Origin of the sequence: Cryobacterium sp. TMT1-66-1, assembly GCF_004403435.1 — a bacterium.
Taxonomy (GTDB): domain Bacteria; phylum Actinomycetota; class Actinomycetes; order Actinomycetales; family Microbacteriaceae; genus Cryobacterium; species Cryobacterium flavum.
On record NZ_SOGP01000021.1, the window covers coordinates 41,553 to 64,409 of the forward strand.

Annotated in this window: 19 protein-coding genes and 1 riboswitch; of the genes, 11 read left to right on the forward strand and 8 right to left on the reverse strand. The window is 64.9% G+C overall.

Annotated elements, in window-relative coordinates:
• Nucleotides 1-6 precede the first annotated feature (6 nt).
• Both gcvT and E3T29_RS14355 read right to left on the reverse strand, forming a co-directional pair.
• Nucleotides 7-1,155, reverse strand: coding sequence for a glycine cleavage system aminomethyltransferase GcvT (gcvT, locus tag E3T29_RS14350; protein WP_134346295.1), 1,149 nt, complete (start codon nucleotides 1,153-1,155; stop codon nucleotides 7-9).
• Nucleotides 1,156-1,325: 170 nt separating this feature from the next.
• Nucleotides 1,326-1,421, reverse strand: a riboswitch (glycine riboswitch).
• Nucleotides 1,422-1,452: 31 nt separating this feature from the next.
• Nucleotides 1,453-2,079: a DNA-3-methyladenine glycosylase I gene (locus tag E3T29_RS14355; protein WP_134346296.1), complete on the reverse strand. Its 627-nt coding sequence runs from the start codon at nucleotides 2,077-2,079 to the stop codon at nucleotides 1,453-1,455.
• A 77-nt stretch (nucleotides 2,080-2,156) separates the two neighbouring features.
• On the opposite strand from E3T29_RS14355, the gene E3T29_RS14360 reads away from it, so the two are divergent.
• On the forward strand, nucleotides 2,157-3,128 hold the full coding sequence (locus E3T29_RS14360) for an ABC transporter ATP-binding protein (protein WP_370449179.1): 972 nt from the start codon (nucleotides 2,157-2,159) through the stop codon (nucleotides 3,126-3,128).
• The gene (locus tag E3T29_RS14365; RefSeq protein WP_134346297.1) at nucleotides 3,125-3,958 is read left to right on the forward strand and encodes an ABC transporter permease subunit; all 834 of its coding nucleotides are present in this window, start codon (nucleotides 3,125-3,127) and stop codon (nucleotides 3,956-3,958) included. Before E3T29_RS14360 ends, E3T29_RS14365 begins: the two co-directional genes overlap by 4 nt.
• 72 nt (nucleotides 3,959-4,030) lie before the next feature.
• Here E3T29_RS14365 and E3T29_RS14370 read toward each other — a convergent pair whose 3' ends face one another.
• Nucleotides 4,031-4,633 carry an LON peptidase substrate-binding domain-containing protein gene (locus E3T29_RS14370; protein WP_092340724.1) on the reverse strand — a complete coding sequence of 201 codons (603 nt, stop codon included), beginning with the start codon at nucleotides 4,631-4,633 and terminating at the stop codon, nucleotides 4,031-4,033.
• A 191-nt stretch (nucleotides 4,634-4,824) separates the two neighbouring features.
• Between E3T29_RS14370 and E3T29_RS14375 the strand changes: the two genes are divergently transcribed.
• Nucleotides 4,825-5,187 carry a LysR family transcriptional regulator gene (locus tag E3T29_RS14375; RefSeq protein WP_134346298.1) on the forward strand — a complete coding sequence of 121 codons (363 nt, stop codon included), beginning with the start codon at nucleotides 4,825-4,827 and terminating at the stop codon, nucleotides 5,185-5,187.
• 98 nt (nucleotides 5,188-5,285) lie between these two features.
• On the opposite strand, the gene E3T29_RS14380 is transcribed toward E3T29_RS14375, so the two are convergent.
• Entirely contained in the window at nucleotides 5,286-6,104 is an 819-nt protein-coding gene (locus E3T29_RS14380; protein WP_241980444.1) for a bacteriorhodopsin-like, read from the reverse strand.
• Between the two features lie 261 nt (nucleotides 6,105-6,365).
• Between E3T29_RS14380 and E3T29_RS14385 the strand changes: the two genes are divergently transcribed.
• Both E3T29_RS14385 and E3T29_RS14390 read left to right on the forward strand, forming a co-directional pair.
• A complete protein-coding gene (locus E3T29_RS14385) occupies nucleotides 6,366-7,547 on the forward strand; it encodes a lycopene cyclase family protein (protein WP_166792421.1) in 1,182 nt (393 codons plus the stop codon).
• On the forward strand, nucleotides 7,544-8,485 hold the full coding sequence (locus E3T29_RS14390) for a Brp/Blh family beta-carotene 15,15'-dioxygenase (protein ID WP_134346301.1): 942 nt from the start codon (nucleotides 7,544-7,546) through the stop codon (nucleotides 8,483-8,485). The genes E3T29_RS14385 and E3T29_RS14390 overlap by 4 nt, the downstream gene beginning before the upstream one ends.
• Nucleotides 8,486-8,503: 18 nt before the next feature.
• Here E3T29_RS14390 and E3T29_RS14395 read toward each other — a convergent pair whose 3' ends face one another.
• The gene (locus tag E3T29_RS14395) at nucleotides 8,504-10,168 is read right to left on the reverse strand and encodes an ABC-F family ATP-binding cassette domain-containing protein (RefSeq protein ID WP_134346302.1); all 1,665 of its coding nucleotides are present in this window, start codon (nucleotides 10,166-10,168) and stop codon (nucleotides 8,504-8,506) included.
• Between the two features lie 204 nt (nucleotides 10,169-10,372).
• Between E3T29_RS14395 and E3T29_RS14400 the strand changes: the two genes are divergently transcribed.
• Nucleotides 10,373-11,650 carry an MFS transporter gene (locus E3T29_RS14400; protein ID WP_134346303.1) on the forward strand — a complete coding sequence of 426 codons (1,278 nt, stop codon included), beginning with the start codon at nucleotides 10,373-10,375 and terminating at the stop codon, nucleotides 11,648-11,650.
• On the opposite strand, the gene E3T29_RS14405 is transcribed toward E3T29_RS14400, so the two are convergent.
• The gene (locus E3T29_RS14405; RefSeq protein WP_134346304.1) at nucleotides 11,637-13,493 is read right to left on the reverse strand and encodes a sigma-54-dependent Fis family transcriptional regulator; all 1,857 of its coding nucleotides are present in this window, start codon (nucleotides 13,491-13,493) and stop codon (nucleotides 11,637-11,639) included. The two genes, E3T29_RS14400 and E3T29_RS14405, sit on opposite strands and share 14 nt — an antisense overlap.
• A 168-nt stretch (nucleotides 13,494-13,661) precedes the next feature.
• Between E3T29_RS14405 and E3T29_RS14410 the strand changes: the two genes are divergently transcribed.
• The 5 genes from E3T29_RS14410 to E3T29_RS14430 all read left to right on the forward strand — a co-directional run bounded on the left by E3T29_RS14410 (nucleotide 13,662) and on the right by E3T29_RS14430 (nucleotide 21,416).
• Nucleotides 13,662-15,518 carry a hydantoinase/oxoprolinase family protein gene (locus E3T29_RS14410; RefSeq protein ID WP_134346305.1) on the forward strand — a complete coding sequence of 619 codons (1,857 nt, stop codon included), beginning with the start codon at nucleotides 13,662-13,664 and terminating at the stop codon, nucleotides 15,516-15,518.
• A gap of 28 nt (nucleotides 15,519-15,546) precedes the next feature.
• On the forward strand, nucleotides 15,547-16,002 hold the full coding sequence (locus tag E3T29_RS14415) for an acetone carboxylase subunit gamma (protein WP_134346306.1): 456 nt from the start codon (nucleotides 15,547-15,549) through the stop codon (nucleotides 16,000-16,002).
• Nucleotides 16,003-16,004: 2 nt separating this feature from the next.
• Nucleotides 16,005-18,131, forward strand: a complete 2,127-nt coding sequence (locus E3T29_RS14420; RefSeq protein ID WP_134346307.1) for a hydantoinase/oxoprolinase family protein — start codon at nucleotides 16,005-16,007, stop codon at nucleotides 18,129-18,131.
• Between the two features lie 52 nt (nucleotides 18,132-18,183).
• Nucleotides 18,184-20,520, forward strand: a complete 2,337-nt coding sequence (locus tag E3T29_RS14425; RefSeq protein ID WP_134346308.1) for a hydantoinase B/oxoprolinase family protein — start codon at nucleotides 18,184-18,186, stop codon at nucleotides 20,518-20,520.
• Nucleotides 20,521-20,618: 98 nt separating this feature from the next.
• The gene (locus tag E3T29_RS14430; RefSeq protein WP_134346309.1) at nucleotides 20,619-21,416 is read left to right on the forward strand and encodes a hypothetical protein; all 798 of its coding nucleotides are present in this window, start codon (nucleotides 20,619-20,621) and stop codon (nucleotides 21,414-21,416) included.
• Nucleotides 21,417-21,455: 39 nt separating this feature from the next.
• Here E3T29_RS14430 and E3T29_RS14435 read toward each other — a convergent pair whose 3' ends face one another.
• Both E3T29_RS14435 and E3T29_RS14440 read right to left on the reverse strand, forming a co-directional pair.
• Nucleotides 21,456-22,175 carry a DUF2461 domain-containing protein gene (locus E3T29_RS14435; protein WP_134346310.1) on the reverse strand — a complete coding sequence of 240 codons (720 nt, stop codon included), beginning with the start codon at nucleotides 22,173-22,175 and terminating at the stop codon, nucleotides 21,456-21,458.
• Nucleotides 22,176-22,177: 2 nt separating this feature from the next.
• Nucleotides 22,178-22,747 carry an HhH-GPD-type base excision DNA repair protein gene (locus E3T29_RS14440; RefSeq protein WP_134346311.1) on the reverse strand — a complete coding sequence of 190 codons (570 nt, stop codon included), beginning with the start codon at nucleotides 22,745-22,747 and terminating at the stop codon, nucleotides 22,178-22,180.
• Nucleotides 22,748-22,857: the final 110 nt, after the last annotated feature.

The following is a 22,857-nucleotide window of genomic DNA, read 5'->3' on the forward strand; positions in this document are numbered from 1 at the left end:
GAAGAGTTATTTGACGCGCTTATAGAAGGGAAGCGAGGTGACGGTTGCTGGGAGGCGGGTACCGCGCACGTCGACGTACACCTCGGTGCCGAGGCGGGCCAGGTCGGGGGTGACGTAGGCCATGGCGATCGGGTAGCCAAGTGTCGGCGAGAGCGCGCCGCTCGTGATGACGCCGTCGCTGTGCGCTGCATCGAGGCTGCGGAAGATCTCGTAGTCGGCGCGACCGGCGCGCTTGCCGGCGGCGATCAGGCCCACCAAAACGGATGCCCCACCCTCCGGCCCCGTCTCGCTCGCGGCCCGGCCGACGAAATCGTTCTCCTTGTTCAGGTTGACGACGCGGCCGAGGCCGGCCTGGGCCGGGAAGGTCGTGAGCGTCAGCTCGTGACCGTACAGCGGCATGCCGGCCTCCAGCCGGAGGGTGTCGCGGCTGGCGAGCCCGGCCGGAACGAGTCCCTGGTCGGCGCCCGCTACGACCAGTGCGTCCCACAGTTCGCGGGCGTGCTCGGCCGCGAGGTAGAGCTCGAAGCCGTCTTCACCGGTGTATCCGGTGCGGGCGACCAGCAGGGGGTGGCCGCGGAAGAAGGCATCCGTGATGCGGTAATACTTCATGAAGTGCAGGTCGGTGCCCAGGTCAGTGACGCCCTCGGTCGCGTCCAGGATGGCGAGGGCGTTCGGGCCCTGCACGGCGATGAGCGCGTAGTCATCGCTCTGGTCGACCACGGCGACGTCGAAGTCTGTGGCTCGCTCCGCGAGCGCCTCGAAGGCGGCGAACCGGTTGCCGGCGTTGGCTACGACCAAAAACTTGGTGTCGCCCAGACGGTAGACGACCAGGTCGTCGATGATCCCGCCATTCTCGGCCAGGAGCAGACTGTATTTGGCCTGCCAGAGTTCGATCATCGAAAGCTTGCCCGCCATCGCGTAGTCGAGGTAGGCGGCGGCATCCGGTCCTTCGACCAGAATCTCGGCCATGTGCGACAGGTCGAACAGGCCGGCCGCGGTGCGCACAGCGTGGTGCTCGGCAAGGTCGCTCGAGTAGCGCACCGGCATCTGCCAGCCCGCGAAGTCGGTGAAGCTGGCGCCGGCATCGACGTGCGCCTGGTGCAGGGGCGAGAACCGCTCGATCGGTGCGGGGGTGCTGGAATCGGCCGAGGTCATGAGTTCTCCGTGTGACAGGGCCGAGAGCCGGCCGCGGCGGTGTTCGCGACTCGATTGAGCCGCGTGGGAACTCCCCCTCTGTCGCTCGTGCCTGAGAGCTTCACCAGCGCGGACGCTGACTTTCACCGTGGGCGAGACCGGTAAGCGCCCGGTCTTCTTTTCAGAGTGGCCAGTTCGATGCGGTACGAGTACCTGAGAGATTGTCGGGGAGGATTGCTCCTTCGGTGTTCGTACGCGCTCGCGCCGAACTCTCCCGCATCGACCATTTGGCCCGATATTCAGTTGGTAGCGCCCAGCCTAGCCCCACACCCCGCTGCTGCCGCGACGGTGACTATCGAGCAGGTGGGTATCGATCATGCCGATCGCCTCCATCAGCGCGAACATCGTGGTGGGTCCGACGAAGACGAAGCCCACCTTCTTCAGGGCCTTCGACAGGGCAGCGGATGCCGCGGAGCGAGTCGGTACGTCGGCCTGCGTTGCCGGCTCGGGGGTTTCGTCGGGTTGGAACGACCAGACGAAGTCGACCAGACCGCCCTGCTCACGGAGGGCGATGGTGGCCTGGGCGTTGGTGATGGTGGCGCGAATCTTCAGGCGGTTGCGCACGATCTTCTCGTCGTTCAGCAGCCGGGCCACGTCGTCGTCGTCGAAGGCGGCGATGCGATCGGGGTCGAAGTCGGCGAAGGCCGCGCGAAACCCGGGGCGCTTGCGCAGAATGATGGCCCAGGACAGCCCAGACTGGAACGCCTCAAGGCTGATGCGCTCGAACAGGGCGTGTTCGCTGCGTACCGGAACGCCCCACTCCGTGTCGTAGTAGTCGCGCAGCATCGGGTCGACCGCGGCCCAGGCCGGGCGTCTGAGGCCGTCGGGGCCGATGATCGCGCCGGAAGCGGACGGTGGGGCATCCGCTGGTGAAGTTTCTATCATCTAAACCATTAGACACTGCCCGCCTCACGGTCGAGGACTAAATTCGCAGCGAGAGCCAAGGAGTCTTCGTGAGCCACATTGCACTCGGTCGGTCCACGCACGTTCGCGATGGAGTCACCCCACCGGGCGCCGCAATCGACGTGGTCGACCTCGTCAAGCACTTCGGCCACAATCGGGCGCTAAACGGGGTGACCTTTCAGGTGCCGCGCGGCACGGTGTTCGGGGTGATCGGGCCCAACGGGGCCGGCAAGACCACGATCATGCGGGCGCTCCTCGACATTATTCGGCCGACGTCGGGGCAGGCGACCGTGCTCGGTACCCGCTCGCGCAATGCGGGGCCGGAACTGCGGCGCCGCATCGGGTATCTGCCGGGCGAGCTGATTCTGGAGGGGCGCACGAGCGGGCGCCGCCTGCTGGCGCACTACGCCGATATCTCGGGGCCGGTTGCCGCCGGTCACGTGCAGGAGCTGGCCGAACGGCTTCGGCTTGACCTGGACCGCCCGGTACGAAAGTTGTCGAAGGGCAACAAGCAGAAGCTCGGCATCGTGCAGGCGTTCATGCACCAGCCCGAGCTGCTCGTGCTCGACGAACCCACGAGCGGCCTCGACCCGCTGATGCAGCAGGAATTCCTTCGGCTGGTGCGCGCAGCCCGTGACCGCGGCCAGACCGTCTTTCTCTCCTCGCACGTGATCAGTGAAATTCAGCAGGCGGCCGACGAGGTCGCCATTCTGCGGGGCGGAAGCATCGTCACGATCAACAGTGTGGAGGAGTTGCGAGCCACGGCCATCCGCCACCTGCGCCTGGTCGCAGGCGGCATTCGCCCCACCGATTTGGCTGCCGTACTCGGCGGTTTGGACGGCGTCACCACGCTCGATTGCACCCTCACGCCAACCGGGGACGCCGAAGCCGTCGCCACCCTGAGCGGTGAGATCGCGCCGTTCGTGCAGGCGATCTCCACCCTGCACCTGCGGGACCTCGTACTCGAGGCACCCGATCTGGAGGAATCCGTGTTGAAGCTCTACTCAGCGCCTGCTGCGGTGGCGAAATGAGCATCGTGCAGGACCGCCCGCTGAACGTGCGCCGGGCGCCGCTGCCGCTGTTCGGCAAGGTGTTCACCGATTCGTGGCGTGGCCTGCTGGGCTGGGGTGCGGGCTTGGCTGCGGCCGCTTTTCTGTACCTTCCGCTCTACCCGAGCATGAGCGGTGCCTCCGGCATGCAGGCCCTCATCGACCAGCTGCCGCCGGAACTGGTGAAAACGCTCAACTATGACCAGATCGGCACCGGCGCCGGTTATACCCAGGCGACCCTGTTTGGGCTGATCGGGTTTCTGCTCCTGAGCATTGCGGCGACCAGCTGGGGCGCGGGCGCTCTCGGCGGCGACGAGGAATCCGGGCGGCTCGAGCTCACCCTCGCGCACGGGGTCACCCGGGTACAGGTAGCCGTGGCCCGGTTCTGCGCCATCGCGGTAAAGATCCTCGCGCTCTCCGCGCTGCTGTTCCTGGTCGTGCTGCTGCTCAACGATTCGTCGAAACTGCAGATTGAAGTGGGAAACCTGCTCGGCATGTGCCTATTGTTCGGCGGGGTGAATCTGCTGACGGCATCCGCCGCGCTGCTCGGCGGAGCGCTGACCGGGCGACGCATCGGCGGCATCGCTGCCGGTGCCGCTGTGGCCGTGCTCGGCTACGTATTCAACGCCCTCGGCAGCCAGAGCGCGAGCCTGGAATGGCTGCACAACCTGAGCCCGTACTACTGGGCGTTCGGCACCAGCCCGCTCAGTACGGGCGCGAGCGTCACGACGATTGTCGTGTTCTACGCGATCTCGCTCGTGCTGGCCGCTTCCGCCGCGCTCGCGCTGCGCCAGCGCGACATCGGCGTCTAGGTTCGCCGCCGAGGTGTGAGTTCGGGGCAAATTCCTCGACTTTTCGGCGCGAAACTCACACCTCAGTGGCGGTCACCAGGCCAGGGACTCGGCCGCAGCCTCGGTCAGCTCGATGATGTTGTCGAGCAGGCTGGCCATGCTGTCAGAGCGCAGCAGAGCGATCTGGTCGAGCGGTCCCACCGGGGCGATCGCGGCGAGCTGCCAGGCGGCCGCGGTCGGATCGTGCGAGAGCTCCACCTCGGGCGACCACTCCTGGTCGGCGAATTCGCTCGCCAGCGAAAGGGTTCGGCGCACGAGTTGCTCCGCCTGTTCCCGCCGCGGCAACAAAGCATCGTCCCATTCCAGGTCGGGCAGCTCACGCACGGTCGCAAGCGGATGCGGGTTCTCCGGCATCCACTCGGTCACCTCGATTCGGCGCTCGCCCTGCACGACCAAGCCGAGGTACCCCTCCGGCGCCTCCAGCTGGGTGACGCGGGCTACGGTACCGATACTGAAGCGACGTTCGCCGCCACCAACCTCCTGGCCGCGCTCGATCAGCACGATGCCGAACTCAGCCGGCGGGGAATCGAGCACGCGCGCGAGCATGACGAGGTAGCGTTCCTCGAACACCCGCAGTTGCAACGGCATATAAGGGAACAGCACGGATCCCAGGGGGAACATCGGCAGGGTCGTCATGCTCCCAGCGAACCACGTTGACGGCGCCGCGCCTAGCCCCCGGCCCGTGTTCGCGGTTACGAATCGCCGGATGCTGGTATCCGTGATTCCACCGGGTGCGGACATCCGTGGGGCAGCGGTGGGTTCGGCCGGTTTCGGCGCGTAGCCTAGAAGGGCTGCGCGCAACCCGCGCAACCGACGAGAGGCTTCACGTGGACATCACCCTGCTGGCACATTTCGTGGCGGCCGCTGAGGCGCCCGATTTCGCCCGCGCCGCGCAGACACTCGGTGTCTCCCGCGACACCCTCAGCGCCTCGGTGAAGCGGGTCGAGGCCGAACTCGGCTATGCCCTGTTCGACCGTGCCGCCGAGAGCACGACCCTCACCGAGATCGGGGTCGCCTTTCTGGACGACGCGCGGCTCGAGCTGGCGCAAGCTGCCGGTCGAGGCACGCAGGCTGGCGGCGGTTCAGGTGGTTCAGGTGGCGGCGGCAAAGCCAAGGCCAACAAGGGCAAGGGCCGCGCCCCCGCGGTGAAGGGACAGCCGAAGCTCGGCAAGAAGCGCCAGTCGCGCTGATCAGAGACGATCGTTTGGCGATGCACGTGGCGCCCAAAAGGGGCCTGCAGGACCGATTACCGGTCTGGCAGGCCCCGTTCATATCGAAGGGTTCGCGGCTATTTCCGCCGATTCTGAACGATAGGCTGCTTGAGGCTCGTCGCCTCCTCCAGAGTCAGTTCGACCTCGGCAAAGGCTTGGTCATCTGAGAAGGACTTCATCCGCGCGATCCGGAAGATGATCAGGCCGTAGAGGCACTTGGCCAGGATATCTGCTACGGAGTAGCCGATCTGGAGGCCGACCCATGCGTCGGACCCGTCGATACCAAGTCCAGGCAGCAGGTAGGCAATCGGGTAGACGCCCCACGTTGCCAGCAAGAGCAGTCGCAGCAGGCTGATGGTCTTACGCACCGTGGCGGGTTGGCGGTCGAGCGACTTGGTCAGTTCGACGAAGAGCACGTAGAGGATATACGCGAAGGGAAGCGAAGAGAGCAGACCGAAGATGCCGCGGGTGAGGTTGTCCGACGCCATTTCGCCGGGGTAGCCGAGAGCGATCATAAGGGCAGCAGCAGGAATGAGTCGCGTGAGCAGGCTGCTCTGCACCTTGCGGGCCAGGGCCAGAACGGCCACGAGTTCAAGAAGAAGCAAGGGAACCGTCAGCAGCCAGTCGACGTAGCGGTATCCCTCGTTGAATGACGCTCCGGCGACCTGAACATAATCACCGCGGCCGCCGACGGCCTCGGTCACGAATGCTTCGGTGAAGGAATTGAAGATGCGGAAGTAGTGATATGCCGCGATACCACAAACGATCGCCGCGACAGTCAGTGCCTGACGGTATCGCGGCAATACGCGCGGCAGGCTGATGACCAGAAAGATGGAGGTGAAAAGCTGCGAGGCAATCACGAGGGAGAAGATGTTGTAGATGGTGTCGTACTGCACTTGGGTTAGTGAATCAGGTATCAAAATGGCCTCTGATGCTCGAGAATCGCTGATTGTAAGGGAGATAAAGCACCTAATTAGGTAACCTAGCTAGGTATATTAGGAAACCTACTCCAAATCCTCGTCCATAGGTAGTAGCTATTCATCCGTAGATTTCTTCAGCTGTCGCAGCCGACTCGATCGTGCAACAGTTTCACCCCACCTCAGCATGTGGTTAAGAGAAATAGAGCACAAATGAACTCTGTCGAAGACGCTGACGTTGTGGTGCTCGGTGCGGGACTGGCGGGGCTCAGCTTGGCGGCCCGGCTGGCGCGCGCGCCATCCGGCCCGCGCGTGGTCGTCGTCGAACCGCGCACCGCGTACCAGGATGACCGCAGCTGGTGCTTTTGGCAGCCAGAACAACATGAACTCTCGCACCTGGTTTCACATCGCTGGACGACGTGGAGCTTTTCTGATGCCGCAGGTAGCGCGGTTCGGCACCAGGTTCCGGAATTGTTCTACCAGTACATTCGTGGCATCGACTTCTATGCCAGCGCGCAGGCCGACATCGCTCAGTCGCCGCGTGTAGACCTGCGTCTCGGCGTGCGCGCCGAAATGGTAAGTGCGGTGCCGGACGGTGTGCGGGTCGAAACCAGCGCCGGCACGCTGCTGGCCCGTCAGGTGATCGATACGCGACCACGGCCCGCTGCGGCGATGCTTTATCAGAGTTTTGTGGGCGTTGAATTCGAGTGTGGCGGGCAGCATCCGTTCGACCCGACCGAGGTGACGTTGATGGGGTCGCTTGCCACCGACGAGCAAGGCCTGAGCTTCGTGTACGCGCTGCCATTGGGTCCGAACCGGGCCATCGTGGAGTGGACCCGCTTCGGCACAGCGCCGATCAAACGGGAACTTCTGGCCGGTGAGTTGGACCACGTTTTATCGGGCTTGGGTCTAAATGACGTTCGTCGGGTGCGCACCGAGGGTGGGGTGCTGGCCATGGGACTGGGCCGCCAGACCGTGCCGGAGATACCCGGGGTGGTGCTTGCCGGCAATGCGGGCGGCGCTTTGCGAGCCGCCTCAGGCTATGGATTCTTGCGTATTCAACGGTGGGCGCAAATGTGCACGGATCGTCTCCTGGCGGGGCAGGAAGCGGTGGGGCATCCCGAAGAACCATGGCTACGACGCACCTTCGACCGCATCTTTCTCCAGGCCGTTCGCGCGCACCCGGAACGCACTGCAGAGTATTTTCTCGCTCTGGCCCGCGGTGTGCCGCCGGCCACCCTGGTGCGTTTCCTCAGCGACGGCGCCCGGGCCAGTGACTATGCCAAAATCATATTAAGCCTACCCTGGAGCCCGTTCATCGCCCAGGTTGCCGCACCCACAGTCTTCACCTCTGCATCGGCTGCACAGGCCATACCGGTCGCCACGCCCACTGCGACCACGGGCTCGGGCGAGACGCAATGATGGAGCAGGTCGCCGCGCCCCGAGTCGGTACCGCCCGCGCAACGGCCCGGCTCCGCCACGTCCCCATCGAAACGATGGTGTTCTCCGGTCTGGCACTGACCACGCTGGCCCTGCTCGCGTTCGGCCTGCCGATGCCCTCACCTATGCTTCAGGTCGTACTTCTCGGCGTGCTCGTCGCCGTGCTGGGTCTGCCGCACGGTGCCCTCGATCCACTGATCGCGCGTCGCGCCGGCATCTGGCGAACCCCGCTGGGTTTTGCCGCGTTCAACACGGTATACATCGTGATTGTGGTCGGTGTCGTGCTGCTCTGGCTGGTCGCCCCGGTGCTGAGCTTGGTTGCGTTCCTGATCGTGTCGGCGCTGCATTTCGGGTCTGATTGGAACGCTGACCGTGGCGTGTGGCTACGCTTTCTCGCCGGATTCGGGCTGCTGAGCGTACCGGCCTTCTCACATCCGGATCAGGTGGGCGCTGCCTACGTGGTACTTGCCGGTGCTGGCGGCGCGATGGTGTCGGGCATGCAGGCAGGGCTGGCACCGCTCGCTCTGGCCGGGCTGCTGGTGGCGGCCGTCGCCGCAGTGCGGCATCGGCCGCATGAGAGCGTGGAAATCGTGCTGGCATCGGTGCTCGCATTGGCCTGCGAACCGCTGGTGTTCTTTTTGGTGTATTTCTGTGCTCTGCACAGCTTTCGGCATTTGAGGGCGGGGTTTGCCGAGGAACGTGGCGGCGGGCGACTACCCACCCTGATCGTGGCCGTGTACACCGTGGTGCCAATCCTCGCGGTCGGTGCTTTGCTGTTCGTCATCGGCACCAGCGGCGATATACCGGAACAGATTCTGCAGGTGCTGTTCATCGGCCTGGCCGGCCTCACAGTACCGCACATGATCGTGGTTACCCACGAAAAACGGCACCAAAAGAAGTTGATGGCCCTGCCCCGGTGAGCTGTCAGGACGTGACCGTCAGACTTCGAGAACCCGGCCCGCGTCGACATTCCAGTGCCGGTCGGTGCGCACGTTGGCCAGCATGCGCCGGTCGTGGGTGACCAGCAGCAGCGTGCCTTCATAGCGCTCGAGCGCCTGTTCCAGTTGCTCAATCGCCGCGACGTCGAGGTGGTTGGTCGGTTCGTCGAGCACGAGCAGGTTCACACCACGCGCCTGCAGCAGCGCCAGTCCGGCCCGCGTGCGCTCCCCCGGCGACAGGTCGTCGACCGGGCGGTTCACATGGTCGGCTTTCAGGCCGAACTTGGCCAGCAGGGTGCGCACCTCCGCGGGCGAGAGCTCGGGCACAAGAACTTCAAAGCTCGCGGCGAGGGGCCGTGCCCCGACCAGAAGCGCCCGGGCCTGGTCAATTTCGCCGATCGCAACGCTGGCACCGAGGAGGGCGCTGCCGGTATCCGCTTGTTGACGGCCGAGCAGGGCGCGCAGCAGGGTGGATTTGCCGGCGCCGTTGGGACCAGTGATGCCGATGCGTTCGCCGCCGTTGACCTGCAAGGAGACGGGGCCGAGCACGAAGTCGCCCTGCCGAAACTCGGCGTTGTTCAGGGTAGCCACGACCGCGCTTGAGCGCGGGGCTGAACCGATGGTGAACTCGAGCTGCCACTCCTTGCGGGGTTCCTCGACCTCGTCGAGGCGCGCGATGCGACTTTCCATCTGGCGCACCTTCTGCGCCTGCTTCTCGCTCGACTCGACGGAGGCTTTGCGCCGGATTTTGTCGTTGTCCGGCGCCTTCTTGATGGCGTTGCGCACGCCCTGGCTCGACCACTCGCGCTGGGTTCTGGCTCGTCCGACGAGGTCGGCCTTCTTGGCGGCGAACTCGTCGTAGTTCTCCCGGTTGTGCCGCCTGGCCGTTTCGCGTTCCTCGAGGTAGGAGTCGTAGCCGCCGCCGAACACCCTGTTCGCGCCCTGCGCGAGGTCGAGTTCGAGCACCCGTGTGACGCAGCGGGCGAGAAATTCGCGGTCGTGGCTGACCAGCACGACACCGCCGCGAAGGCCAGTGACGAAGGCTTCGAGGCGTTCGAGTCCGTCAAGATCGAGGTCGTTGGTGGGCTCGTCGAGCAGCACGATATCGAAACGGGAGAGCAGAAGGGCCGCGAGCCCGACGCGCGCGGCCTGTCCGCCAGAAAGCGCGGTCATCGGGCTGCCTGCGCTGAGGTTCTCGCCGAGGGCGAGACCGAGATCGGCGAGCATGATGGGCAGCCGCTCGTCGAGGTCGGCGGCGCCGCTGGCCAGCCAGCGCCCGAGCGCGGTCGAATAGGTGTCGGCCGGGTCGATTCCGTCAGCGCGCGGCTGCCCGTCTCCGAGAGCGGATGCCGCGGTATCCAGCTCAAGCGTCGCTTCGGCGCAGCCGGTGCGCCGGGCGATGTAGCCGGCGATCGTTTCGCCGAACACACGTTCGTGTTCCTGCGGGAGCGCGCCGACGAAGGCATCCGCTGGGCTGAGCGTGATGGTGCCGGCCTGCGGCTCGCCGAGCCCCGCCAGCAGGTTCAGCAGCGTGGACTTGCCGGCCCCGTTAGCACCGACCACGCCGATGACGTCGCCGGGGGCGACGGTGAGGTCGAGCGATTCAAAGAGGGTGCGGTGCGCGTAGCCGCCGGCCAGGCCCTTGGCCACGAGTGTTCCGGTCATTGCTCCATAGTCTCATTGACCGCAGGTTCCCATTGCCGAATGCGCGAGGCTAGCGGCAGGTGCGCTGCTCACCGGCCGGAATCGCTTATACCCTAGGAGGTATACTGCGATGATGCAAACCGGGCTACGCGGGCTGCTCGATAGAGTGAACCTCAGGTGCACGGCAACGCGGGCCTTCCGATGCCGTACCAGGGGGAGCAGACGATGACACAGGACACGACGCCCGCCGAATCGACGGCACCGCTACCGGTTCCAGTGGGGCACACCGCCCTGCAGAAGCGCGTCGTGCGGGTACTCATCACGGGCCAGATTCTCGGCGGAATCGGCATGGGCGCGACCCTGTCGCTCGGCGCGCTCCTCGCCGCCCAGCTGTCGGGATCGAGCGCCTGGTCGGGCATGGCCGCCACCATGAGCACGCTGGGGGCGGCGATCGTAGCCGTACCGCTGGCCCGTCTGGCGCAAGCGCGCGGGCGCCGTGTGTCGCTCGCAACGGGTTCGCTCATTGCGGGAACCGGCGCGATACTCGCCATCCTCTCGGTGTCCATCGACATCTTTCCGCTGCTCCTGCTGGCTCTGATGCTGCTCGGCGCCGGCTCAGCCACCAACCTGCAGGCCCGCTTCGCCGCCACCGACCTGGCCACCTCGCGCTTTCGAGCTCGGGATCTCTCCGTCGTGGTCTGGTCAACGACGATCGGTGCCGTGCTCGGCCCCAACCTGTTCGGACCGGGCGAAGCGCTCGGCGCCGCCCTCGGTCTTCCGGCCATGACGGGCGCGTTCGCGTTTTCCCTCGCGGCCACGGTCGCCGCCGCCTTTGTCTACGCTCTCGGCCTGCGACCCGACCCCCTGCTGACGGCGCTCGCAGCGCGCACGACGAGTGCGGGAATCCGCCGGGCCAGTGGCGGCCTGGCTATTCTGCGGAGCAACGCGGCGGCCCGCTATGCGGTGCTGGTCATTGCCCTCAGTCACGCCACGATGGTGGCCCTGATGTCGATGGCGCCGGTGCACCTGCGTGACCACGGCGCCACCCTTACGATCGTGGGGCTGACCATCAGCCTGCACGTGGCCGGAATGTATGCCCTCTCCCCCGTATTCGGCGCGCTCTCCGACCGGCTCGGTCGCCTGCCGGTCATTCTCGCCGGACAAACCCTGCTGCTCGTGGCCCTCACTGTGGCCTGGCTCAGCGACGGATCGCAGAGCACCATGACCGTAAGCCTCATCTTTCTGGGACTGGGCTGGTCGGCATCCGTTGTGGCGGGTTCGGCGCTCGTGTCGGAGGCCGTCGACATTGAGGATCGCTCCTCGCTGCAGGGATTCTCCGACCTGTCCATGAACGCGGCCGGCGCGCTCGGCGGCGCGCTCGCCGGGCCAATCTTGGCGCTGGCCGGGTATTCCACTCTCGGCCTCTGCGCGATGGCGCTCGTCACCGTCGTGGTGGTCTGGTCGATCAAGCGGATGCGGCCAGCCGCGACTACGAGTCGGTGACCCTGATGCCGAAGCTTTTGAGCTTGCGGTAGAGGGACGACCGGGCGATTCCCAGTGACTCGGCGGCGCGCATCCGGTTGCCGTCGGCTTTGTGCAGAGCGCCGACGATCAGGTCGCGCTCCCCCGCTTCGAGCGCCGACAACAGCCGGGGTGCGCCGCCGTGGCAGTAGGCGGGCAGGTCTTCGGCCTGGATGGCACCTACCGGGCGTGTTCGCAGGGCGGTGTCGAGCGCCTCTTCGAGCTGACGAATGTTGCCCGGCCAGGGATAGCGGGAGATCACCCGCATCGCGCCCGCGCTCACGGTGGCGGGGCGAAGTCCGGCCCGCCGCGCGAGCACCCGGGTGACAATGTCGGGCAGGTCTTCGATGCGATGCCGAAGCGGCGCGACCGTGACGGAAGTCTCAAAATGGTGCAGCAGGGTCGTGTAGGGGCGGGCAGCAGCCAGATCTGCCTGCAGGTCTGGCTGGGACACCGTAGCGGCGATGCCGCCCGAGGCGGCCGTCGCCTCCCGAATGACCAGAAATGCGTCCAGTTCCGCAGCGACCGACTCGCTCAAGCGGTCGAAATTGCGAAAGATGTACAGCGTCGGCCGGGCGTCGCCAGTGGCCAGGTCGGTGTCCATGATCGAGTGCAGGCCGCGCTCGTTGAGCTCGTCAGCGCGGAACACGACTTTACGGCCCAGCGGAACGATCTGGCCGTAGAGTTCGGCGAGCAGCGATACCTTGCCGCCGCCAGCTTCACCCAGAACAAGCAGCGCGGCGCCAGCGGTGATCGCAGTAACTATGCTGCTCGAGGCGCGTTTGCCGAGCAAGGAAGCTACATCGCGGAGGATCGCCGATGACGCGGCAACGCCGCCAGGCGCCGGTTCGGTCACCCGCTGCTCACGCAGCTGCGGCAGCGTGAGCCTGGATGCGGGTACCGGCGCCGGCTCGGACAGGATGTCGACGACGACGACGACGCCGGCAACGTCAGGTCCCACCACGACGCGCTTGCCCCGAATCTGCACGACCTTGCCCGATGAGAGTTCGATCTGGTCGACCGGCTGCCCCGGGGCGATCATCAAGTACCGGGCATGCTCGTGAATGGTCCACTGTTCGTCGGGAGAGAATAGGCTCTGCGCTACGGCGTTGCCCATCACCACGGTTCCACCGATCGCCATGACGGCTCCGCGGGTGCGGGCATCGACTCGCACATATGCCTCGAACAGTGCCTGCTGCCGTTGGCTGCGGTCGACGAGCAGGTTGCGCTCGATCTCACGCGCGGCGGACCGTACCAGGGAATGCATGAGCGGACTGGAATCTTCGCTCAGACAGCTGATGTCAAGCACCCCCTCGACGCGGCCGGTGAGCGGGTCCCGAATGGGGCTGCCGGCGCACGCGAACGGCTGCAGGTGCTCCAGAAAATGTTCAGGTCCCACTATGTACAGCGACTGACCCGACTCGAGCACGGTGCCGATGCCGTTCGTGCCCACGCTGGCCTCGGCATAGTTGAAACCCGGCGCAAGCGACACCTCGTCGAGCAGGGTTCCGATGGTCTTGTCGGTTTCGGAACGACTCAGAATTCTCGCTTTGTAGTCTGTCAGCACGATCGACAGCGGCATCTCTGCCATCTCGTCACTCAGTCGCGCAATGACCGGGGCCGAGCAGCGCATGAGCCGACCGGTGAGATCGAGGTCGCTGTGAAACACCGCGTGCGACGAGGCAGCATCAACGCCGGCCGAGACGGATCGCTGCCAGGAAGCTGCCACCGGGCCGGGAACCGATTGGGTTTCGGCATGGCCGAAGCGCAGAAAATTGGCGCGAGCAGCGGCAATCTTGATTCGCCGATCGGCGACTCTATGCATATCTACTCCCTTGTGGACTCTGCAAGCATGCCCTCTGCGACCCCCCGAGCGCTAGCGGTGCGGTGTCCCAATGTGGGACACGCCACGTTGTGACTGCGGGGTCATTCTTGCTGGAGTGACTCCCCAGGGAGCATCGGTCACTCACAACTGCATCGCAAAGGAGCGCTCATGGAACGATTGATCAACATCGACAACGGTGGAACCCTCACCGACATTGTCGTCGCCAGCGGCACGGATTTCACGTTCACCAAGACCCTCACCACCCCGGTCGACCTGTCGCAGTGTCTGTTCGACGCGATGACCAAGGCATCCGCTCAGCTGTTCGGCGACGCAAACCTGGCCGAACTGCTGCACTCGACCCAGCACATCCGCTATTCGTCGACACAGGGCACGAATGCGCTCGTGCAGCGCAAGGGCCCGATGATCGGGCTGATCACCGACGATCCTTCCCTGCCGGGCGCGCTCGGCACGTCGGTTGACACGGCGGAGCTGTTTCTGGATCTGATCGGCGCCCGCGTCGGTATTATCGCCGCCGAAGGCGCTCCGGAGGACCTCGCCCAGCAATTCGTCGCCGAGATCAACCGGCTGACCACTGCCGGCGCTGAGCGGCTCGTCGTCGCCGGCTTGAGCGCCGAGCGCGAGCACCTGTTCAAGCGCACCATGCTCAAGAATTTTCCCCGCCACCTGCTCGGTTCGGTGCCGATTCTGTTCTCGCGTGAGTTTGCTTCGGACACCTCCCGCCAGCGCCAGGTCTGGTCGGGCATTCTCAACTCCTTCTTGCACCCGACGGTCGAGCGTTTTCTGTACAGCGCCGAACACCGGCTGCGCGCCTACAAGGTGAAGAACCCGCTGCTGATCTACCGCAACGACGGTGCCTCCTCCCGCGTGGCCAAGTCGGTCGCCCTCAAGACCTATTCCTCCGGACCACGCGGCGGACTCGAGGGCACGCGCGCCCTCGCCGAGGCCTACGGACTCGACAACGTGCTCATGATCGACGTCGGCGGTACCACAACGGATGTCGGCGCCGTCGCCAATTCCACTATCGCCGTCGACCGGCGCGGATCGATCCAGGGCGTCGACATCTCCTATGAGATGAGCGATGTGCGTTCAACCGGCGTCGGCGGCAGCTCGATCATCGCCGTGCACGACGGCGAGATCACCGTCGGACCGGAGAGTGTCGGCGCCGCGCCCGGACCGGCCTGCTTCGGTTTCGGCGGAACGTCGGCCACGATCACCGATGTCAACCTGTTGCTCGGCGTGCTCGACCCGGCCACCTACCTGAATGGTGAGATGGCCCTCGACGCCGCACGATCGCGGGCGGTCATCGCGAAGACCGTTGCCGATCCGCTCGGAATCAGTCTCGAGGAAGCGCTGATTCGCATGGAGGCCAGCTACTCCAGCCATCTGGCCCGGTCCTTCGCCGACTTGGTCAGCCCAACCGGCGAGACGACCGTCGCCGCGTTCGGCGGTGGCGGACCGATGAACGCCTGCAGCGCCGCACGCATTGCCGGGGCGCACCGGGTGCTTGTGCCGAGGCTCGCCGCGGTGTTCTCCGCCTACGGCATCAGCTTTTCCGACATCGCGCAGTCCTACGAAACCAGCGTGACGGGTTTCTCCGCTGCCGAGGTCGCTGCGGTGCGCATGTCAATGCAAGCGGATGCCGGAAAGGACATGTTCCAGGAGGGGCACGATTTGAGTGAGTGCGAACTCGACTGGTCGACGATCGTCGAAGATGAAGAAGAGATCCTGACGCTCAAGGCCACCTTCCGGCTGCCGCACCCGACGATCGCCAGCGGGGTGCCCGCTGCGGCGAGCGCCGCCGTCGCCGCCGGAACCCGGCAGGTGCGCTCGACTTCCACTCAGATCGACAGCGTTGCCGTCTACCAACTCGACGACCAGAAGCCCGGTGCCACGGCGGCCGGACCGGCCATTGTCGAGGGACCGTTCTTCACCGCACGCGTGCCGCTCGGCTGGACCCTCACGGTCTCCACCGCCGGCGACCTGCAGCTCACCGACACGTTCTAATTTGTTTCCCAAGGAAGGTACAAAAAAAATGCGCGTTCCCATGACCGAATACCTGCTCATCGACCTCGACACCGAACGATGGATCTGCCGCATCTGCGCCCACGACTTCGGTGACGCCCGCGGCAACTACAAGGAAGGCACCCTGGTCTACGACCGGGACCCCCGGGAAATTCATCCCCCGGTGATTGACCCGGAAAAGTACGAGTTCACCTTCTCACCCGACCCCACCTTCTGCCGCATTCTGGAGTTCTACTGCCCCACCTGCGGCACCCAGATCGAAGCCGAGTACCTGCCGCCGGGGCACCCCCCGACCGTTGACATGCTCTGGGACATCGACTCGCTGCGTGAAAAGTGGGAGGCCCACGGTGGTAACCCCGAAGAGGTCGTCAACTATGGTCCGGGCGAAAACGCTGAGACCGACCTCAGCGCCCGGTTCGATTCCTCGTCCGCACATTCCCACTCACACCGCACCGAAGGGCGCTGACCGTGAAACGAATTTCCGTAGACATCGGCGGCACGTTCAGCGACTGCTTCTTCGTCTGGGACGACGTGTACATCGAGTCGAAGGCACTCACCACCCATCACAACCTTGCCCTCGGCTTCAACGAAGCCCTCGACCGGGCCTGTGAGCGAGCCGGCATCACGCGGGAAACCGCGCTCAAAGAGGTCGACTCGGTGCGCTACGCGACCACCCTCGGCACCAACGCCCTGATCGAGGGCAAGGGACCGCGGGTTGCGGCGATCGTCACCCACGGTTTCGAGGACACCATCCCGCTTTCCCGCGGCCGTGGCTACGGTGAAGGACTCGACGGGGTCAAGCAGGGCGATATGCCCGATGCCCAGCGGCCCGACCCGCTCGTGCCGCGCCGGCTCATCCGCTCGGTCAAGGAACGCATCGACTCGGTCGGCGAGGTGCTCGTGCCGTTGATGTACGACGATGTGCGCACCCAGGTGCGCGAACTCGTTGACAACGGTGCAGAGGCCATCGTCATTGCCTTGACCAACGCCACCGAGAACTCGGTGCACGAGGACCGCATTCTCGAGATCATTCTCGACGAGTACCCCTCGCACGAGCTCGGGTCGATTCCGGTTCTGCTCAGCAGCCAGGTCTCGGGCCGCAAGGGCGAATATGTGCGGGCGATGGCCACCATCGTCGACGCTTTTCTGCACCAGACGATGTTTTTCGCCCTCAACCAGCTCTCGAACAACCTCCGCGATTCTGGCTATGAAAAGCCCATGCTCGTCATCCACAACTCGGGCGGCATGGCGCAGCCCAATTCAACGGATGCCCTGCAAACGATTCACTCCGGCCCGATCGCCGGCGTCGGCGCGGCCCAGCACCTGTCCGAATCGACCGGGCTCGGCGACGTCGTGTCGATGGATATGGGTGGTACCTCGTTCGACATCGGGCTGGTACCCGAGGGCGGAGTGCGGCACTACGACTTCCAGCCCACCATCGGACGCTGGATGGTCTCGGCGCCAATGATCCACCTCAACACCCTCGGTGCTGGTGGCGGCTCGATCGCCGCCTACAACCGCATTCACCACGCGATCCAGATCGGGCCCGAATCGGCCGGAAGCGACCCCGGACCGGCCTGCTACGACCGTGGCGGTTTGCGTCCAACGGTCACCGATGCCGACCTAGTGCTCGGCTACCTCGACCCCGACAACTACGCCAACGGGCACATCAAGCTCAACAAGAAGCGATCGATCTATGTGATCGACGAGACGCTCAGCGACGAGCTCGACCTCGACGCCGTCGAGGTGGCCAAGGTGATCAAGAAGACCGTCGACGAGCAGATGGCGATCGGCATCGAGAAAGAGCTGCGCTCGCGCGGCGGCCTCATCGAGGACTACACGATGCTGGCTTATGGCGGCAACGGCCCGCTGCACGCCTGCGGTATCGCGGCGAGCGCCGGCATCAGCCGCATTCTGTTTCCCCCCTTCGCCTCCGTATTCTCGGCGCTCGGGGCCGGCAACATGCGACCGCTGCACATTCACGAGCGCAGCGCCTACGTCGTGCTCTACGAAGCCATTAAGCGCAGCCTGTACAACCAGTACGACGCGCTCAACGGGTACATCGAGGAGCTTGAGGCCAAGGGCGCCGAAGACCTCGTGCGCCAGGGCTACGATCGCGCCGACGTGCGCTACCGGCTCGAAATGGACATGCGATACGGCAACCAACTCGTCACAACGGCCGTAGCGTTCGACATCAACCGGGTCAACGGGGTCGCCGATGTGCTGCACCTGATCAAAACGTTCTCCGAGATCTTTGGCGAGCGTTATGGCGAGGGGACGCAAGCACCGGAGGCAGGCATCCGCGTACAGACGATTCGAGTGGCGTCGTTCATCGAGGGCGAAGTCATCAAGTTCGAGTCGATCAAGATCGGCGGAGAAAAGAGCAAACCAGCCCCGGTCTCAAACCGTACGGTGCACTTCACCAGCATTGCCGGCCCGGTCGACACCCCCGTTTACGATGCCGAGGCGCTCCACCACGAATACGTGATTCACGGTCCGGCGATCGTCACGACCGAGAACACCACCTATCTGGTGGAACCGGGCTGGCGCCTGGAGCCGACCGTGCAGGGAGCGGTATGGCTGCTCAGCGACTAAGCGTTCCCACCATCCCCGTCACATTTCGCATAAGCAAAGGAGCTTGAGCACCATGACACTGACAATTGACGAATTCGTACCAAGCAGTGGAAACGACGACGGCGCAGCCCAGCTGCTGACCGATCAGGAACAGCAGTGGGTCGATAAATTCATGGACGAGACCACCCTCTTTCTCGGACCAGACCCGGCGATCATGCGCCACCACGAGATCATGCCGCGCACCGCCTACGAGGAGGAGTGCATCGCGAAAGGCATCGACCCGCTCGAGATCGACCGCATCCGTAAGCGCCTGGCCGGCGCCCTCGACGAAGCGTTCGAAATGTGCGAGAGCATGGGCGCCGCTCCCGGCGCCAAATGGGCGGACCTGTCCTGCGCGGTCTACACCGCCGAGGGTGACGTCACCTACCTCTCCAACCGTGGTGTGATCGCATTCTCCTCGGTGCTGCACCACCCCATCCGCTACATCATGAAGAACTGGAAGGACGAGCCCACCGTCGGCATCAACGAGGGTGACGGATTCTTCCACAACGACTCCCGCTTCGGTATGGTGCACAACACCGACCAATCGATGCTCGTACCGGTCATTCGCGGCGGCATCATCATCGCCTGGGTCGGCGCGACCATTCACGAGGGTGAAAACGGCGCCTGCGAGCCGGGCGGTATGCCCAGCGGCTCGGAGACACCGTTCGACGACGGCTTGCGGGCCTCGCCGATCAAGATCGTGGAAAAGGGCCACCTGCGGCGCGACTTGCTGACTTTTCTGCAGCACTCGACCCGCGACCCGAAACTCATGCTCGCCGACATCAAGGTGAAAATGGGCGCTGTGCGCCGCATCATGGACACCGTCGACCGCCTCATCGACGAGGTCGGGCAGGAGACATTCGTTGCCTCTCTGCGCGTCACCGTGGAAGACGTTGAAACCGAGGTGCGTCGCCGCATCGGCGAACTACCCGACGGCACGGTTACTTTCAACCAGTTCGTCGATTCAACGCTGAAAGAAAATATTTTGATCAAGTTCGCCTGCAAGATCACCATCAAGGGCGAGCGTATGATCGTGGACCTCACCGGTACCGGCCCCGAAATTCTCAACCGTGCCATCAACTCGCCACTCGCCTCAACCAAGGCGTTCATGGTGCAGGCGATTCTGTCGTACTGGTGGCCCGACCTGCCCCGCTCCACCGGCGCTATGAGCCCGATTGAAGTCATCACCGAAGAGCACAGCTGGGCGGATGCCGGTTACGACGCCCCCGTAGGCCAGTCGCTGCAAGCCTCCTTCCGCGGCTTCTCCGCGCTGCAGAGTGCGTTTGCCAAAATGCAGTTCTCGGCACCGCAGAAATACTCCAACGTCGTCGCGCCCTGGTTCAACCAGATCAATGACTTTCTCTGGGGCGGCACCACCCAAAACGGCGAACAGGTCGGCAACCTCTGCGCCGACCTGAACGGCATGGGCGGCGGAGCGAAAGCGTTCCGTGATGGCGAGGATGCTGTTGCCCCGCTGTTCTGCGCGATGGCCGACATCGGCGAGCAGGAAGTGATGGAAGAGGAAGTCCCCTTTCTCCAGCTGGTCAGTAAGCGTCTCGTTCGTGACAATCAGGGCTTCGGCAAGTTTCGCGGCGGCATGGGTTACGAAATGATGGTCGCCTCGCGCGGCACACCCAGCTGGGGTTTCATGACCGTCACGAGCGGATCGAAGTTCTCCTCCGTGCCCGGCATGTTCGGTGGCTACGGTTGCCCCGTGTATCCCCTCGCGATGGTGAAAAATGTCAACATCTACGACATCATCAAAAAGGACCCGACGCAGTTCAACCTCTCGATGGAACGAGTGATGAACGAGCAGCCGTTTGAGGGCGGCGACTACCAGTCCTCGCACATGGGGTTGCAGTTCGACGTGGCGAAGGAGGGCGAGCTCTACATGATCGCCCAGGGAGCGGGCGGCGGCTACGGCGACGTGCTCGAGCGCGACCCTGAGCTCGTGGTGACCGACCTGGAACTCGACCGCATCAGCGCCCACACGGCGTCGACCATGTACGGCGTGGTCTGGGAGCCCGGCACTTACGTCGTGCACGAGCACCAGACGGCCGAGTTGCGGGCACAGATGCGGCGCGATCGTATTTCGCGCGGCACTCCCTACAAGGAGTTCGTGCAGAAGTTCGTGCAGGAAGAACCGCCGGCCGAGCTGCACTACTTCGGTTCCTGGGGCCAGGACGACGACGAAAATCTGATTGCCACCCACTGGGGTGGAGCGGAGCCGGAACGGGTCAAGGGTAAGCTCGCCGAACTCCCGCTGATCATGATTCCGGACCGTCGGGTTCTCAAGATCGGCAAGCTCGAAGCCCGCGTGCGGGAACTTGAGAAGAAGTACGGCGAAGTCGTCGCGCACAAGTCCTAATATCCACCTGCTGACCCGCGGCTGCGGGGCCGTCTCCTTACGGCCCCGCAGCCGCGGGTCGAACGTTTTGTTTGTTTGATTGATTGATGGGAGATACCGTGACGATTTCGCTGGATGAGTTTCTGGCCGCGCCCGCATCGGGCCGCCGCCGGGCAGTCGTACTCGACAGCCATGACTACGCTCAATCCGTTTTCTTGCAGGGCAAGCCCGTGCCGTGGCAGGAGCCGATGGCCTACGCTAACTTCTTCGGCCAGGTTCAGGGCGTACTGGAGTCCGACCTCGCGCTGCTGAGCCTCGACCGGTTCTACGCGCAACGTGTCGCCGCCGACCCGAAGCTGCAAGCGGCGATGGGTGCCAAATCCCGCACCGGCTTTGCCCTCCGCGCCCTGCTCAACGATGCCGAGACGACCGCGTTCGTCGTCGAACTAGCCACCGTTTTCAGTCAGACCCAGCGGGTGCCGGTCGTGGTGCAGATTCCGTCGCCGATGCAGTGGCTGGCGCGCACGCATCCGTTTTCGGGGTCGGACGACGTCTCGGGGCTTGACGCCGACAATGCCGAGAACGCCTCCATGTATGTCGCCGACTGGCTGCGCGGATTCGCCGCCCTGCCGTTGATGGCGGTGCTGCTGGATGATCGTGGCCCCGCTCTCGAGCCGGTGCCGCTGTCGACCTATTCGCCGATCACGAACGTGACCGACCACTACCGCTGGGCGCTCGGCCAACGGCACGACGATCGCGTGGAACTGCACGGCAGCCCTCTGACCGGCGCGGTGATCGGCGCGGATTTCTGGTCGAGCGACGCCGGCACGCTGCCGGACGGCGATTTTCTGGTGGGCGAAGTGCCGCAGCACGCCGTTCCGGAGCGAGTGCTGAGTCGCATCACGGCGCTGGTCTAGCCGGCGCTGGCTTGCGGGCATCCGTTCGGTCGGTCGCGGTCAGGCGGAGCGACGCCGACCCACGGCCGCTTCCTGCTCGAGCGGGGTGGCCGTGGCCAGCGGAATGTTCAGAAAGTCAACGACCGGCTGGATTGCTCGAAAGCGTTCGATGACGAGGTCGGTAAAATTGTCATCGAGGGCCTTGTCACCGGGCAAGTGTGAAAACACCGCCCAGCTGCGATTGAGCAGCAGGTCACCCGCTGGATGGTCGATCGGAAAGCCTCGCGGCGGGCGGGTGAGCTTGTTGCCGCCGAACGGCTCGGCCAGTTGGGCGAGCGCGGGCGCGGCGAGCAGAGAACGCAGCTTCAGGTGATGCTCGAGCACATAGTCGCGAATAGCCCGCAACTGCGGCGGCTGTGGGCTGTAGGCGCCTCCTGCCACCAGCACGCCGTGCACCCCGACCTGTAGAAAGAGTCCAGCCCCTCCGGCTTTCTCCAACCCCTGCCGTGGCCAGGAGGCGGCCAGATGCGTCTTGTACGGCGTCTTGTCGTGGGAAAAACGCACATCGCGATAGATGCGCAACATGGCCTTGTTCGGCGGGCGAATATAGTCACCGGCGAAGTCGCCCATCGCCCGGTTGAGGGACTCGATGACCGCGAGCATCCGCTCTTTCACCTCGACCTCGTAGATCGCTTTGTGTTCCTGAAACCACTCGCGTTCGTTGCGGTGCTCGAGTTCGTCAAGAAAATCGAAGGTCGCCGCGCTGAAGTGCGCACCCACCGCTACGCCTTCGCCGCCGCTTTGGCGGCCCGCTTGGTCTCGCGCACGCGAGTGAGTGATTCGGGGTCGACGATGTCGGCCACCGATCGGAACGACCCTTCTTCCCCATAGGGAGCGGATGCCTCGCGCCAGCCGTCCGCGTCGACCCCGAGCCGCTTGCCGAGAAGTGCGAGAAAGATCTTCGCCTTCTGCTCGCCGAACCCGGGCAGCGCCTTGAGCCGGCGCAGGATCTCCGGGCCGGCCGGGTCGTCAGCGGTCCAGATAGACGCCGTGTCGCCGTTCCAGTCGCGGACGATGACCGCGGCGACCTCCTGCACGCGTTTGGCCATCGAGCCCGGAAAACGGTGCACGGCCGGTGACTGGCGGAACACCTCCACAAAGGCCTCGGCGTCGTAGGCCGCGATCGTGGCCGGGTCGAGTGCGCCAATGCGGCCGTGAATCTTAGCCGGGCCAGCGAAGGCAGTCTCCATGGCAATCTGCTGGTCGAGGAGCATGCCCACAAGCAGGGCGAACGGGTTCTCGCTGAGCAGGGTGTCTGCTGCGGCATCGCCGGTGAGGTGCAGTGTCGTCATTCGCCCAGTCTGCCACTGCGCCACTGAACCGCTAAACCGCTGAGTCGCCGCGTCGCCGACAACGCGCGCGCCATCAACCACGCAGAGAAGCCGTCGGCCGTGCGTTGGGA

Coding starts and splice junctions, on each gene's coding strand:
- gcvT (WP_134346295.1), bottom strand. CDS start 1,155: ATGACCTCGGCCGATTCCAGCACCCCCGCACCGATCGAGCGGTTCTCG.
- E3T29_RS14355 (WP_134346296.1), bottom strand. CDS start 2,079: ATGATAGAAACTTCACCAGCGGATGCCCCACCGTCCGCTTCCGGCGCG.
- E3T29_RS14365 (WP_134346297.1), top strand. CDS start 3,125: ATGAGCATCGTGCAGGACCGCCCGCTGAACGTGCGCCGGGCGCCGCTG.
- E3T29_RS14370 (WP_092340724.1), bottom strand. CDS start 4,633: ATGACGACCCTGCCGATGTTCCCCCTGGGATCCGTGCTGTTCCCTTAT.
- E3T29_RS14390 (WP_134346301.1), top strand. CDS start 7,544: ATGATGGAGCAGGTCGCCGCGCCCCGAGTCGGTACCGCCCGCGCAACG.
- E3T29_RS14395 (WP_134346302.1), bottom strand. CDS start 10,168: ATGACCGGAACACTCGTGGCCAAGGGCCTGGCCGGCGGCTACGCGCAC.
- E3T29_RS14400 (WP_134346303.1), top strand. CDS start 10,373: ATGACACAGGACACGACGCCCGCCGAATCGACGGCACCGCTACCGGTT.
- E3T29_RS14405 (WP_134346304.1), bottom strand. CDS start 13,493: ATGCATAGAGTCGCCGATCGGCGAATCAAGATTGCCGCTGCTCGCGCC.
- E3T29_RS14410 (WP_134346305.1), top strand. CDS start 13,662: ATGGAACGATTGATCAACATCGACAACGGTGGAACCCTCACCGACATT.
- E3T29_RS14415 (WP_134346306.1), top strand. CDS start 15,547: ATGCGCGTTCCCATGACCGAATACCTGCTCATCGACCTCGACACCGAA.
- E3T29_RS14425 (WP_134346308.1), top strand. CDS start 18,184: ATGACACTGACAATTGACGAATTCGTACCAAGCAGTGGAAACGACGAC.
- E3T29_RS14440 (WP_134346311.1), bottom strand. CDS start 22,747: ATGACGACACTGCACCTCACCGGCGATGCCGCAGCAGACACCCTGCTC.